Here is a 14203-nt window from a genome sequence, read left to right as displayed (position 1 = left end):
AATATTGCGTGGGTGCCGGCGTAAGACGACGACAGCAGAAAAAAGTTCATCGCAGGACCAGGCCAAGAATGTCGTTGTAGAACGCCAATCCCATCAGCCCGGCCAACAGCGCCAGGCCGATGAATTGACCAGTCGCCATGGCACGCTCGCTGAGCGGGCTGCCTTTGACCAACTCGATAAGGTAATACAGCAGGTGCCCGCCGTCCAAGACAGGAATGGGCAACAGGTTGATGATGCACAGGCTCAGCGACAGCAAAGCCAGGAAATACAGGAACCAATCGAGGCCGCGTTCAGCTGAGGCGTTGGCGACGCGGGCGATGGTGATCGGGCCCGAAACGTTCTTCAGCGAGGCATGGCCGGTGAGCATCCGGCGCATCATTCCCAGCGAATCTGAAGCCAATTTGCCGGTTTCGCGCACGGCGGCGGGCAGGGCGGCGAACACGCCGTACTGCTGGCGGGCGTCGTAGGCGGCGGACTGGCCGGTGGGGAATTCAACGCCGATCAGCCAGCGCGGCTTGCCATTGGCATCTTTGCTGGGTTGCGGAGTGACTTCCAGTGCAAGCCGTTCACCAGCGCGCTCGACTTCCAGCATTCCGGGCCCGCCGCGCTGGCCCAGCGCCTGAATCAGCGGGTACACCCGGTCGGCGCTGTCCACGCGCTGGCCGTCGATGGCCAAAATCAGGTCGCCGGGCTGAAGCAGATGCGCGACCGGGGAATCCTTGGTGATTTTTTCAACCAACGCCGGCTGCAGCCAGAACTGCCAGAGGAAGCCTGCCTGCACCGGCACTTGGCGTTCATCGAAGCCGGCTGGCAGCTGCGACAGCGGCAGCACCCGGGTGCGCTCGTTGTCGAGCACATCGCGGACCCGTACATGGGCATCCTGGCGGTCCATTGCCGCGGTGGTCAGGGCCATGCTGGCCTCGGCCCAGGTTTCCACGTTGCGGCCATCAACGGCGAGCAGGCGGTCACCGGCCGCGAAGCCGGCACTGGCAGCCATACCGCTGGCACGGCCGACGCTGGGCGAATAATCCTGCCGGCCGATGACGAACATCGCCCACAACAGGGCGATACACAGCACCAGATTGGCGATGGGGCCGGCCGCGACGATAGCGATGCGCTGCCAGACGGTCTTGTTGTTGAAGGCATGGCCGCGCTCGCCGACCGGTACGTCGGCCTCGCGTTCGTCGAGCATTTTCACGTAGCCGCCGAGCGGAATGGCGGCGATGGCGAATTCGGTGCCGTGGCGGTCGCGGCGGCTCCATAATGGCTTGCCGAAGCCCACTGAGAAGCGCAGCACCTTTACCCCGCAGCGGCGGGCGACCCAGTAATGGCCGAATTCATGAAACGTCACCAGCACGCCAAGGCTGACGATCATCCACCACACGGAGCCCAGGAAATCAGCCACGGGCAGGACTCGATTGAAGAGAGGCTTCAGGCATGCGGCAGGCGGGCAATGGCGGTTTCGGTGATGTGGCGGGCCTGATCATCGGCCGCCAGCAGGGCGTCCAGTGTATCGGCCGCCACGTGGGGCAGGGTGGACAAGGTGTGCTCCACCAGTGCCGGGATCGACAGGAAGCCTATGCGGCCCTGAAGAAACGCTGAAACGGCGACTTCATTGGCGGCGTTGAGGATGGCCGGTGCGCTGCCGCCGGTCTCCATTGCCTGCCACGCCAGGCGCAGACAGGGGAAGGCTTCCAGGTCGGGGGCTTCAAAATCGAGCCGGCCCTGGGTGAGCAGATCCAGCCCGGAAACGCCGGATTCAATGCGCTGCGGCCAGCCCAGGCCAACGGCCAGGGTGGTGCGCATGTCCGGCAAACCCATCTGGGCCAGGGTCGAGCCGTCGATGAACTCGACCAGCGAGTGCACCAGGCTTTGCGGGTGCACCAGCACGTCGATGCGCGAACCCGGCACGTTGAACAGGTGGTGGGCCTCGATGACCTCCAACCCCTTGTTCATCAACGTTGCCGAATCCACCGAAATCTTCGGCCCCATCGACCACTTCGGGTGGGCAACGGCCTGGGCCACGGTCACCGCTTCCAGTTCGGCGCGGCTGCGGCCACGGAACGGGCCGCCGGAGGCGGTCAGGATGATCCGGCGAACCCCGGCTTCCAGGCTGGCGTCGCGTGAACGCAGGCACTGGAAGATGGCGTTGTGTTCGCTGTCGATCGGAATGATGTCGGCGCCGGCCGCCGCGGCTTCGCGGGTAAGCAGTTCGCCCGCCAGCACCAGCGCTTCCTTGTTGGCCAGCAGCAGGCGTTTGCCGGCACGGGCAGCGGCGAGCGTGGATGACAGCCCGGCAGCGCCGACGATGGCGGCCACCACGGTGTCGCAGTGATCGCTGGCGGCCAACGCGTCGATGGCCGCGTGCCCGGCGTGCGGCTGGGTGCTGAGCCCAGCATCGGCCAGCCCATCGCGCAGACGCGCGAACAGGGTTTCTTCCGCAATGACGGCGTGGTCGGGGCGATGTGTGCGACACAACGCGATCAGCGCATCCACATTGCTGCCCGCGGCCAGCACGCTGGCGCGCATCTGCCCAGGATGGCGGGCGATGACATCCAGTGTGGAGGTGCCGATGGAGCCGGTGGCGCCAAGGACGGCGACCTGACGCTGGCGAGAAGAGCTGGACATATCAGAAACCGAAGAATTCCTTGCCCAGTGCGAACACCGGCAATGCGGCGAGTACGCCGTCGATACGGTCGAGCACGCCGCCATGGCCCGGGATGATATGGCCCGAATCCTTGGCGCCGGCGTGGCGCTTGAGCAGGCTTTCAAACAGATCGCCGAGCACCGAGGCCAGCACCGCAACGGCGGCGACCAGCATCAGCCCGCCGACGTCGGACAGCTGCACGCCGGCCAGCCAGCCGAGCCCGCCAGCGACGATCAGGCCAGCCACCAGCCCGCCGAGCACGCCTTCAATGGTCTTGTTGGGGCTGATGCGCGGCGCCAGCTTGTGCTTGCCGAAGGCGCGGCCGGCGAAGTACGCGCCGGAATCGGCGGCCCAGACCAGCATCAGCGCGGCCAACAGCCACAGGTGACCGTTGTTTTCCTCGGCGTGCAGCAGCACCAGCGCCGCCCAGGCTGGAACAATGGCCAAGGTGCCGGCGGCGAGTTTGAGCATGCGTGCGCTGGTTTCGTCGTGAGCACCAAAGTTGAAGTGACGCAGCCACAGCAACGCCAACAGCCAGAAACCGACGCCCACCAGCGTGGCCAGTTGGAACAACACCAGGCTGCTCCCGGACGCCCACACCATCAGCACCATCAGCAGCAGGTTCAGGGCGAGCAGCACGGTGCGCGGCACGCCATCCACGCCAGTGAGCTTGAGCCATTCCCACAGGCCGATCAGGAACACCAGCGCTGCGGCGGCAGCCAGCCAGGGCGTGGGCAGGAGGAGGATCGCGCAGATGGCCACCGGGGCCATGATCAGCGCAGCAATCACGCGGGTTTTGGTCATGGAGATGCGCTCGGACTCGCCTGGGTGGCGATCTGGGCACTGGTCAGGCCGAAGCGGCGTTCGCGCCCGGCAAAGTCGTCCAGCGCCTGTTGAAGGATGGCCGCATCGAAGTCCGGCCACAGCACGTCGGTGAACCACAGTTCGGTGTAGGCCAACTGCCACAGCAGAAAATTGCTGATGCGGGTGTCGCCGCCGGTACGGATGAACAGGTCCGGTGGCGGCAGATCGGCCAGGGCGACGTGATTGCCGAGCAGTGCTTCGTCGATCTGCTCCGGCTTCAGCGTACCGGCAGCGACCTGCTCGGCCAACGCACGCGCGGCCAGTGCAATGTCCTGACGTCCGCCATAGCTGGCGGCAATGGCCAGGGTCATGGCGCGGTTGTCCTGGGTTCGCTGCTCGGCCTTGTGCATGCGCTGCACGATGCTGGCGGAAAAACGCGAGCGGTCGCCGATGAAGCGCACGCGAACGCCGCGGCGGTGGAGTTCATCCACCTCGCGGTCGAGTGCGCCGAGAAACAGCTTCATCAGTGAATCCACTTCTTCCTGTGGCCGACCCCAGTTTTCACTGGAGAAGGCGAACAGGGTCAGTGTGCCGATGCCGTGTTCAAGACAGAACTCAATGGTGCGGTTGACCGCACGCGCGCCGGCACGGTGGCCGATCATGCGCGGCCTCCGGCGTTGCTGCGCCCACCGGCCATTGCCATCCATGATGATGGCAATGTGCTCGGGCAGGCGCGGTGCGGTGGTGCCGCTGGGCATGACAGGCAGCACCCGTCAGACCGCCATCAGTTCCTGTTCTTTCAGCTTCACGATGTCGTCGACGTCCTTGATCGCCTTATCGGTCAGCTTCTGGATCTCGTCCTGCGTGCGGCGGTCGTCATCCTCGGTGATGGCCTTGTCCTTGAGCAGCTTGGCTACTTCCTGGTTGGCGTCACGGCGGATGTTGCGAATGCCGACCTTGGTCTCTTCGCCTTCTTTGCTCACCGACTTGGCCAGTTCCTTGCGGCGCTCTTCAGTGAGCGGCGGCAGGTTCAGGCGGATCACCGTACCCACGGTGGTCGGCGTGATGCCGATGTCCGAGGCGTAGATGGCCTTTTCCACTTCCTTGATCATGCCCTTGTCGAACAGGGTGATGACCAGCGAGCGGCCTTCAGAGACGCTGATGCTGGCCACCTGGTTCAGGGGCGTGTCAGTGCCGTAGGCCTTGACCTTGATGCCGTCCAGCAGCGCCGGAGAAGCGCGGCCGGTACGGATGGTGGTGAGGGTGTGGCGCAGAGCGTCGAGGCTCTTTGCCATGCGCGTCTGCGCATTGCTTTTGATGTCGTTGATCATCGCCGGAATCCTTGATGGTGCTGGAACCGGCCGATTATAGGCGAAGAGCCCTCTCCACCGGGCCGGAACCTGGGAAGGTCAGTGTTTGTCGCGGCCGTGCACCAGGGTGCCGATGTTCTCGCCGTGCAGGATTTTCAGCAATTCGCCCGGCTGGCCCATGTCGAACACGCGCATCGGCAGGTCGCTGTCACGGGCCAGCGCGAAGGCGGCCGTATCCATCACTTCCAGGCCCTGCTTGATGACCTGATCGTAAGTGAGGCTGTCGTAGCGGACCGCGTCGTTGTGCTTGTTCGGGTCCTTGTCGTAGACGCCGTCGACCTTGGTGGCCTTGAGCAGCAGGTCGGCGCCAATTTCGATGGCGCGCAGTGCGGCGCCCGAATCGGTGGTGAAGAACGGGCTGCCGACGCCGGCAGCAAAAATCACCAGGCGGCCCTTTTCCAGATGGCGGATGGCGCGGCGGCGGATGTAGTCCTCGCACACGTCGTTGATCTTGATGGCGCTCATCACGCGCGCCTTGGCGCCGAGCTTTTCCAGTGCGTCCTGCATGGCCAGTGCATTGATGACCGTGGCCAGCATGCCCATCTGGTCGCCGGTGACGCGGTCCATGCCGCCTGCGGCCAGGCCCGCGCCGCGGAAGATGTTGCCACCGCCGATCACCAGCGCCACTTCGGCGCCTGCCTGCTGGGCCTCGATGACTTCACGGGCCAGACGGTTGATGATTTTGGGGTCGATGCCGTAGTCCTCATCTCCCATCAGCGCCTCCCCGGAAAGTTTCAGAAGGATGCGTTGGTAGGCGAGTTTGGACATGACGACCTCAATGGCTGGAAACGCGGGAAGTCTAACGGAAGCGGCGGTTCCCGGTCAGAGCTTTTGTTGCAATGCCGCAACAAAAGACGCTGTTGTCGACCGTTGGTTCAGCAGGCGGTGGGCTGCGACTCCGGCGCGCGGGCAATCACGCGGTTGCGGCCAAGGCTTTTGGAACGGTAAAGCACATCGTCTGCGGCCTTGAGCAGGTCGCGCATGTCGGCGAAGCGTTCGTAGATGCCGTGCGTGGCGACGCCTGCGGAGAAAGTGATGTGCAGTGGTGCATCGGCCACGGTGACCATCGGCGTGTGCGCGATGGCGCCCAGCACGCGGCGAATGACATCCACGGCCGTCTGCTGATTGGTGCCGGGGAACAGCACCACAAACTCTTCGCCACCAAAGCGGGCAACTGTGTCCGAGCCGCGCAGGTGCGCCTGCAGGCGGCTGGCGAAGGCCTGCAATACCTGATCGCCGACCAGATGGCCGTGCTGGTCGTTGATCTTCTTGAAATCGTCCAGATCGATGAAGGCCACCGACAATGGGCGATCAGGGTGGCTGGCGTGGGTGAATTCCTGCTCCAGCACCACTTCCAGCTGACGCCGGTTGAGTACGCCGGTCAGTGCGTCCAGATGTGCCTGTTCGGCCAGCCGACGGGCTTTTTGCTCGTAATGATCGGCGCGGCGTTCCCATGCTGATGCGTCCTGCAATTCGCGCAGGTTGCGCAAGGCGATCAACTCGCTGGCGTGATCCAGCAGGTAGGTGACGCGTGCGGGCGAGGGCACGGGGACGTCAAACAACGCGCTGATTTCCGGCAGCATTTCGCTCACCTGCTGCAGCACCTGGTCAAAGCGCGCGCTGTCCATGCCCAGGTTTTCGTGCGCCAGGCGCAGTGCCTCCTCGCGGGCGGCATCGGCATTGTCGGCCAGCCAGATGTTGGCGACATGGCTGGAAAGAACGACGCAGCGTTCAAACAGATCGACCGCTTCGGCCGGTGCTTCGCTGTGGCTGATGGCATCGACCAGGAAGCGCGGCAGGCCCCATTGCTCGCACAGGCTCGCGCCCACGTCGGCATGGCTGCATTCCAGGCTGCTGCGTTCGCGCGCCAGCAGTTCGTCATTGCTGGTGCAGCTGGCCAGCAGTTGCGGATAGTCATCCGAGCGGATCTGCAGCAGGGTGAGGATGCCGATGTCCTGCAGCAATCCCGCCAGCATCAGTTCCTCGACGCGCCGCGCGCCGCAGGACAGGCCCAGGTAGCGTGCGGCCAATGCGCTGAGGATGCTGCGGCGCCAGACAGCGTTGTGCAGCTGCGCGTGGCGCTCGTCGTCGTTCAGCGCGCGGGCCAGGCTGAAGCCCAGCGCCAGCTGCAGCGTTGCATTCAAACCGAGCATGGTCAGCGCCTGACCGAGGTTCTCGATGCGGCGGCGGCTGGCGTAAAGCGGGGAATTGGCGATGCGCATCATCCGTGCGCTCAGGCCCATGTCCAGCGAGATGACGTCGGCAGCGCTGGCGATGTCTGTTTCCGGGTCCTGCGCCAACTCAATCAAGCGCAACGCAATGGCGGGCGGCGAGGGCAGGTTTCGACAGAGGGACAACGCAGCGGTGAGCTCGGGGGACATGTCTGGGATGCGGGCGGCAGTGGCCCAAGAATACATGCACGTCCCGAATATAAAAGGGGCGTCACAGTTTGCTTTGAATTGGCGGTGGTTTGTGTCGCGTTCGGTGGGGTGCGGGAGCCAAAAAAGAAGCCGCGGAAATCCGCGGCTTCTTTTGTTTGTTACCGGTGCGCTGGCAGGATCAGACCTGCATCGCCTTGGCAACTTCGGCGGCGTAGTCTTCCACCACCTTCTCGATGCCTTCGCCAACGGCCAGGCGGTGGAAGCCGACAACATCAGCGCCGGCGGCCTTGACGGCCTGCTCGACGGTCTTGTCGCTGTCCAGCACGTAGCTCTGACCGTACAGGGTCACTTCGCTGATGATCTTGTTGATCTTGCCGCTGATGATCTTTTCCAGGATTTCAGCCGGCTTGGCCTTGTCCTTGTCGGTCATCTTGGCCAGCTCGATTTCCTTTTCCTTGGCAACGAACTCGGCCGGCACATCGGCCGCCTTGTTGTGCGGCGGGTTCATCGCAGCCACGTGCATGGCCAGGCCGTTGGCCAGCTCGGCGTTGCCGCCGGCCAGGTCAACCAGCACGCCGATCTTGCCGTTGGAATGCACGTAGGCGCCGACGTTGTTGCTGCCGTCAACGTGCACCAGGCGACGGATCTGGATGTTTTCACCCAGCTTCTGGATCGCGGTGGCGCGGGTTTCTTCGACGGTCGAGCCGGATTCCAGCTTGATCGACTTCAGGGCTTCTGCATCGGCAGCGCCCGAGGCCAGGGCGGCAGCGGCGACGCTGTCCACGAACGCCTTGAAGTTGACGTCGTTGGCAACGAAGTCGGTTTCCGAGTTCACTTCGACCAGCACAGCCTTGCCGCCGTTCACGGCGACGCCGATACGGCCTTCAGCGGTGACGCGGTCGGACTTCTTGTCGGCCTTGGCAGCGCCAGACTTGCGCAGGGCTTCCGCCGCTGCGTCGATGTCGCCGTTGGTTTCCGACAGAGCCTTCTTGCACTCCATCATGCCGGCGCCGGTGCGCTCACGCAGTTCTTTGACCAGGGAAGCAGTGATTTCCATGGAATTTCCTCACGAATAGAAAGGGGTAGGCCGGCAATGATTGCCGGCCCTTGTTACGAGGCCCTGTCAGATGCCGGCACCGAAAGGGGCCGGAGCAGGGCAGGCGGGCACAGTGGCTGTGCCCGCCCGGTGCATCAGGCCGAAGCCTCGTCGCCGGTCTTGGCGGCGGTCTTCTTGACCGGTGCGCGACGAGCCGGCTTGGCTTCGTCGGCAGCAACGGCGCCAGCGAACTCGTCTTCGCGCACGGTGGCAGCGTTCGGAGCAGCAGCCTTGCCTTCCAGCACGGCGTCAGCAGCAGCGCGGGCGTACAGCTGCACAGCGCGGATGGCGTCGTCGTTGCCCGGGATGGCGTAATCAACCAGTTCCGGGTTGTAGTTGGTGTCAACCACGGCGATCACCGGGATGCCGAGCTTCTTGGCTTCCTTGATGGCGATGTCTTCGTGACCGATGTCGATGACGAAGATGGCGTCGGGCAGACGGTTCATTTCCTTGATGCCGCCCAGCGAGGCTTCCAGCTTGTCGCGCTCGCGGCGCAGGCCCAGCACTTCGTGCTTGACCAGACGGTCGAAGCTGCCGTCGGTTTCACCGGCTTCCAGTTCCTTCAGGCGAGCCACCGACTTCTTCACCGTGGCGAAGTTGGTCAGGGTGCCGCCCAGCCAACGCTGGTTCATGAACGGCATGCCGCAACGCTCTGCTTCTTCCTTGATGGATTCGCGTGCGCTGCGCTTGGTGCCCAGGAACAGGATGGTGCCGCGCTTCTGGGCAACGGACGAGATGAAGTTCATCGCATCGTTGAACAGCGGGACGGTCTTTTCCAGGTTGATGATGTGGATCTTGCCGCGGGCGCCGAAGATGTACGGAGCCATCTTGGGGTTCCAGTAACGGGTCTGGTGACCGAAATGGACGCCGGCTTCCAACATCTGACGCATGGTGATCTGGGGCATTGCAAAAACTCCTGACAGGGAACCGGTCGCCATGAAATAGGGGCGAATCCGCATCGAAGCGGTAGGTTCCGGGGTTGGGCTTCCCTGGCGCCTCCGTGGCCGAACCCTGGTGAACAGGGCACCCCGGCACGGATGGGGGCGACAGGTGAGGATTCACCGGTGACGCCCGGTGTGGGCGGGATTGACAGGCCATTGGCCCAGCAAAGCCGGCGAAGTATAGCGGGGCAGGGGGCTTGGCCGCAAATCGTGGCGCAGGCGGGCCTGTCCGGAGTGGGCAGGCCGGTCGCTGGAGAGGGCGCTTAATAGGTCAGCGTCACTGTGATCTGGTCTTGGTAGCTGCCCGGGGGCGCTTCGGAGAGGTCGGGGATGCGCCCGTATACCGTCAGGTCGTGCGGCTTATTGGTGCCGCTGCCTTTGATCCCGGTAGTTGCCGTGTTGCCCCAGCGTTTCCTGCGCGCGGCGTCGCTGTACAGCTCATAGCCGAGGCGGTTCTGGCCGGAGGCCATGAAGCGCTTGTCGCCGGTCGCGTTGGCGCCATTGTCCAGGGTGACGGTCCAGGGTGCGCCGGTCGGGCACTGCACTTTGATCAGTGATGTCTGGTCTTGCGCGTCAGCCTCGGTGCCAACGGTGCCGAAGTCCATGTCCGTCGCCGTGATGATGCTGCAGGCGTTTTCGACGTTGACGTAGACCCTGCCCCAGGCGATGTTGACGCTGCCTTTGCCGCCCCCCCATGGTGCGACGCCGTTGCGGCAATCGTCTTCGGTAGGTGTGCTCAAGAAGGCATAGCTGTACCGGACAACCGTGGCGCCCGGGACACCTGAGTAGGTGGACGTGGCAGGTTGGTTCTGCGCGGCGCGCACGCGGCCATAAATAGGCAAGGTCATCCAGCGGTTATCTCTCGGAAGGACTGCGAAGGTAACGCTGTGGGTGGGGGCGCTGCTGCCCAGGGGGCCGATCAAGCTGGAGCGCTGGCGGTCGGAGTAGAGGTCGTAGTCCAGATAGTTGCCCAGGCCGTCTTTCATGCGCCGCGGGTTGACGCCTGGCGGATCGGATCCTTCATTGATGAACAAGCAGGCTCTAAAGTTGGCCTGGCTTGCGAACACGCCGCTAGGGCCGTTGCACTCGAACTCAACAAAGGTTTCAGCATCCCTGTAGTCGTCGCTGGGGACGGCGCCGAAGTTCAGCGATGTGTGAAGGGTGGGCTTGCAGGAAGGTGTCGCGCGCGCTGCGAGCGGCGCCATCAGGGCCATCAGTGCGATGAGGGGCGGCAGTATTGCGTGTCCGTGCAGATGCCGTATGAGGTGCGGGAGGTTTGCCCGGCGGGAAGTCACTGGCATACAACGTCCTCCAGATTGATGCGGCCTTCGCGAATGGGGGCTTCGGGAAGGGGCGCGGTGCATTGCGCGTTGTCGGAACGGAAGTGCAAGCGTGCCTGCGGGGGTGGGTCAAGCAGGTAGACCTTGCCTTCATGGCCGACGAGCGTGGTGGTCGGCGGGTTGTCCGGTGCCTCGACGGTGAGGTGGCTTCCGGCAGGCAGCCACTGGCCGTCGCGGTCGCGCACGCCGAACTGCATGGCCAGGGTGCGGCGCATCGGGAAATCCACCTGGACGCCGCTGCGGGTTTCCGGCACGACGTCCTTGCGGGTGGTCTCCAGCACCATGTCGGCGGGCAGGTCCAGCGGATCAATGGACAGTTGGTTGCGTTGCCAGGCGTTGAGGTGGTTGATCAGCAACTGCCCGCGCTGGTCGGTGACACCGATGGTGCGGTTCTCCAGTTGCACGGGTACGTCAGCGATGCCGCTGGTGGAAACCAGGGCGAAGGCGTCGTGGACGCGCGGCATGGAATACAGGCGACCGTCCAGCAAGGCCAGGCCGCCGCCGGCGCTCGCGTAGGTCGATGTACGGCGGTGGCTGCCGTTGTCGTGGTCCACGCCGGCACTTATATGACCGTGCCGGCCATGCTGGCTGATCTCCGCACGCAGGCCGAAGTCGTCGCTGCCTTGGGTGGTGGCTTGTGCGCGCCAGCCCAGCCCGCCTTGGTCCAGGTCCGCGCTGCGGCTGGCTTCCACGGACAGGCCGTTGCCGCCACGGTCATGGCGCGCGGAGGCGGAAGTGGTCAAGTACCGGTCCAGCGGCATGGACCAGTACAGAAAGGCGCTGTCGCTGTCGCGGTTGGCGAGGTCACGGTTGAAGCTGAGGCTGAGTTGCATGTTGTCGGCCAGCGAGTGCGACCAGCTCAGGCTGGCATAGCGACTGCGCGGAAAGTCCAGGTAGTGCTGGGTCACATAGCTGACGCCCATGTGCCCGGCGGGGGTAGTCACGCCCAGAAAGGCCTGTTCGGTCCGTCGCGGCAAGGTGGCGCCCTCGTGCACGGCCGCCACGTCGCGATACCCCGCGCTGCGGCGCTGGGTGCTGGCGGAGGCGGAAAATCGGGGGGAGTTCCATTGATAGCCCAGCCCGTGCTGATTGCCGGTCAGTGTGCCGGCCCGGCTGCCGGCCCAGGAGCCGGTCAGCACGCCGCCGCGCTTGCCGAGCAGGAGTACCGCGCCGGCGCCGGCCTGACGGATGCCGTGGCTGCCTTCGGCGTGGGTCTGCAGGGTGAGGTGATTGTTCACGCCATAGCTCAGGCTGGCGCTGGCCAATGGGTCGTTGCCGTAATTGAAAGAGCGGATGCCATAGTCGCGGCGGATTGAACCCAGTTCCACCGACCAGTCCGACAATCCGGCCTGCAGCAGTTGCGGTGTGCCGTACAGGCTGAAGCCAATCGTGCGGCTCTGGCCGTTGAGGTCGGTGATGACCAGTTGCGCCTGGCCGGTGCCGCTGAGCGAGGGGCTGCTGTCCAGTTGGAAGCGCCCTGGCGGCAGCGGCTGGCTGGACTGGCGGATGCCGTCGATATACAGGTCAACCGTGGAAGGCAGCACCGCCTCGCCCGCAAACGAAGCCAATGGCGTGATGGTGCGGTATGGCTGAAGGGCGAAATTGCGCGACAAGCGGATGCCGCCGATGCGCGTTGCGCGGGACCATTCCTGGCTGCTGGTCATGGTGTCGCCCACGGTCAGGGAGAGCATGGGTACGGGGAAGTCCAGTTGCCAGCTGCTGTCCAGTCGGGTGTTGCTGGCGCGGCGGTGGGTGTTGCCTGTCGTGAAGCGACTGGAGAGGGTGTTGCTCCACACGCCGCGGCCCACGCCGAACACCCGCAGCTCGCTGAAGCCGCTTAGATTTCCGCGGCCGTCAGCATGCTGGCCGTACACGTCGTAGCTGAGCGTTGCGCCAGGCAGGCGCTGGCTTGGGTCTGGCAGGGTGGCTTGGGTGCGCGAGAGGTCCATATGCACTGGCGGGCGGTCGAGCATGTCCACTGGCACCTGCAGATTGATGCGCTGGTGCGGCGCGTCGTACTCCACGCTGAGGCCTGCCAGCGACGGGAGTTCGATCAGCCGCTGGGCGGCAACCTCGACCGGCAGTATCAGCCCCAGCTCCCATAAAGTGGCCTCACTGGCCAGCAAGGTGTCGCCGCGCAATACGAAGCGCGCCAATTTGCCGTTGCTGGCTTGGTTGACGCGGGCTTCCAGGTACAACTCCTGTTCGCCCGCAGCAACGGTGGTGGCGTCGTTGGCGCTGCCCTCGGGCAGGATCAGGGCTGCGACTGCCGTCGCGATGGCCTGGCAGAGCCTATGGGCCAGTGGTGATCTGCGGCAGTGCTTGCGGTTCGGGGTCGTCATTGAGTTTTGCGCTCAGAGTGCCGTTGGCGGGCAAGGGCGAAGGCAGGGTGTGCGTCCAGCGCATCTGCTGGCCGGCCAGCACGTAGCCGAACAGGCCGGGGGCGATGTCCATCCGCTCACCTGCCGTTGTGACCCAGCTCAGTTGGCTGATCCGGATGCGTTGGTTGCCGGTGTTGCGCACGGTCAACGTCGCTTTCTTGCCCTGCACATTCCAATGGCCCTGCAGCAGCTGCGCGTCGGTGGGGATGTACGGTCCTTGTCGTTCCAGTTGCGGCACGCTGCCGGGCGGCAGGACGAAGGCCGGGATGGAGTAACTCAACAAGAACTGCAGGCCGGACGTCACTGTTTCGGCGCCGCCGGGTAATTCGTCCACGATCAGGCGGAAGGCGGCTTCATTGGCATTGGTTCCCGGTGCGGCCGCCTGCACCACGCGCACCAACTGCTTCTGGCCGGCGGCAATTTCGACCAGCGGCGGGCTGGCGAGCAGGGCGTTGGAGGGTTGCAACCGATCTTCCTGGTCGAACTGGGTCCATTGCTGCACGCGGATCTGCGCGCGCAGTGGGTGCTCGCCGGTATTGGTCAGCCAGAGAGTCTGCGATTTCTGGGTATTGCCGAATTCCAGCAGGATGGGGGACGCCTGCAGACCGCCGGCGCGGCTGATTGAGGGCGCGGCGAGAAATAGCGAAAACGCGGTGGCGAGCCAGCACAGGCTCGCCACCCGCATCCTGAGCGGGTGGCGTGTGTGCATGAAGGGCGCCCGCTCAGTAGGTGACGGTGGCGGTGACGGTGTCGGTGTAAACGCCGGCGGGAACGTTCGGAGCGTCCTGGATACGACCGTAAACCGGGATGGGCTGGTTGACCCCGTTGCCGACGCCGCTGACGGTGTTGGTACTGCCGGCGGTATCCCAGAATTCGCTCCTTGCGGCATCGACGTACAAGCCGTAGGAAACATGCCTGGATCCGCTAGCCATTCTGCGGTTATTGGCACTTGCGGTGGCGCTGGTGGAGTTGGCCCCGGCATTCATGCCGATCTGGTAAGGCGTGCCCTTGGAGCAGTTCACGTTCAATGCGCCGTCTGCATCGATCGCGACCGGGTCGGTGGTGCGGGCAACTTCGCCGAAATCGACGTCAGTGGCGGTGACTGTAGTCACGTTGCAGGATTCGGTGATCTTGACCTTCACCTGGAAGGTGGTGGTGACATCGGTTTTGGCATGGGCCGCGCCCGGCAGCAGAGCAACGGCCAGCAGGCCGGCGAGCAGGGAGGTGGTGCGGACGTTCATGG

General features: G+C 64.5%; 13 protein-coding genes. All 13 read right to left on the bottom strand.

Features of this window, described 5'->3' with window-relative positions; translation table 11 throughout:
- Positions 1–46 precede the first annotated feature (46 nt).
- A complete protein-coding gene (gene rseP / locus ACREP4_RS03025) occupies positions 47–1405 on the bottom strand; it encodes an RIP metalloprotease RseP (protein ID WP_431594708.1) in 1359 nt (452 codons plus the stop codon).
- A 26-nt stretch (positions 1406–1431) separates the two neighbouring features.
- Positions 1432–2628: a 1-deoxy-D-xylulose-5-phosphate reductoisomerase gene (locus tag ACREP4_RS03020; RefSeq protein ID WP_431594707.1), complete on the bottom strand. Its 1197-nt coding sequence runs from the start codon at positions 2626–2628 to the stop codon at positions 1432–1434.
- Between the two features lies 1 nt (position 2629).
- Positions 2630–3451, bottom strand: coding sequence for a phosphatidate cytidylyltransferase (locus tag ACREP4_RS03015; RefSeq protein ID WP_431594706.1), 822 nt, complete (start codon positions 3449–3451; stop codon positions 2630–2632).
- Positions 3448–4209: a polyprenyl diphosphate synthase gene (gene uppS, locus ACREP4_RS03010; RefSeq protein ID WP_431594705.1), complete on the bottom strand. Its 762-nt coding sequence runs from the start codon at positions 4207–4209 to the stop codon at positions 3448–3450. Before uppS ends, ACREP4_RS03015 begins: the two co-directional genes overlap by 4 nt.
- A 15-nt stretch (positions 4210–4224) precedes the next feature.
- On the bottom strand, positions 4225–4782 hold the full coding sequence (gene frr / locus ACREP4_RS03005; protein WP_431594704.1) for a ribosome recycling factor: 558 nt from the start codon (positions 4780–4782) through the stop codon (positions 4225–4227).
- Positions 4783–4860: 78 nt separating this feature from the next.
- On the bottom strand, positions 4861–5589 hold the full coding sequence (pyrH, locus tag ACREP4_RS03000) for a UMP kinase (RefSeq protein ID WP_431594703.1): 729 nt from the start codon (positions 5587–5589) through the stop codon (positions 4861–4863).
- Positions 5590–5696: 107 nt separating this feature from the next.
- Complete coding sequence (locus ACREP4_RS02995) at positions 5697–7202, bottom strand: HDOD domain-containing protein (protein ID WP_431594702.1); 1506 nt, start codon at positions 7200–7202, stop codon at positions 5697–5699.
- Positions 7203–7380: 178 nt separating this feature from the next.
- Positions 7381–8259: a translation elongation factor Ts gene (gene tsf / locus ACREP4_RS02990; protein ID WP_431594701.1), complete on the bottom strand. Its 879-nt coding sequence runs from the start codon at positions 8257–8259 to the stop codon at positions 7381–7383.
- 134 nt (positions 8260–8393) lie between these two features.
- Complete coding sequence (rpsB, locus tag ACREP4_RS02985; RefSeq protein WP_431594700.1) at positions 8394–9203, bottom strand: 30S ribosomal protein S2; 810 nt, start codon at positions 9201–9203, stop codon at positions 8394–8396.
- Positions 9204–9502: 299 nt separating this feature from the next.
- A complete protein-coding gene (locus tag ACREP4_RS02980) occupies positions 9503–10453 on the bottom strand; it encodes a Csu type fimbrial protein (RefSeq protein ID WP_431594699.1) in 951 nt (316 codons plus the stop codon).
- Positions 10454–10530: 77 nt separating this feature from the next.
- A complete protein-coding gene (locus ACREP4_RS02975) occupies positions 10531–12921 on the bottom strand; it encodes a fimbria/pilus outer membrane usher protein (protein WP_431594698.1) in 2391 nt (796 codons plus the stop codon).
- Complete coding sequence (locus tag ACREP4_RS02970) at positions 12872–13669, bottom strand: fimbrial biogenesis chaperone (protein ID WP_431594697.1); 798 nt, start codon at positions 13667–13669, stop codon at positions 12872–12874. Before ACREP4_RS02970 ends, ACREP4_RS02975 begins: the two co-directional genes overlap by 50 nt.
- A 13-nt stretch (positions 13670–13682) precedes the next feature.
- Positions 13683–14201 (bottom strand): Csu type fimbrial protein, encoded by a 519-nt coding sequence (locus tag ACREP4_RS02965; protein ID WP_431594696.1) that lies wholly within the window; start codon positions 14199–14201, stop codon positions 13683–13685.
- Positions 14202–14203 lie beyond the last annotated feature (2 nt).

Origin of the sequence: Stenotrophomonas sp. (assembly GCF_050737575.1) — a bacterium.
Lineage (GTDB): Bacteria > Pseudomonadota > Gammaproteobacteria > Xanthomonadales > Xanthomonadaceae > Stenotrophomonas.
This window is presented reverse-complemented; position numbering and strand designations above follow the sequence as displayed.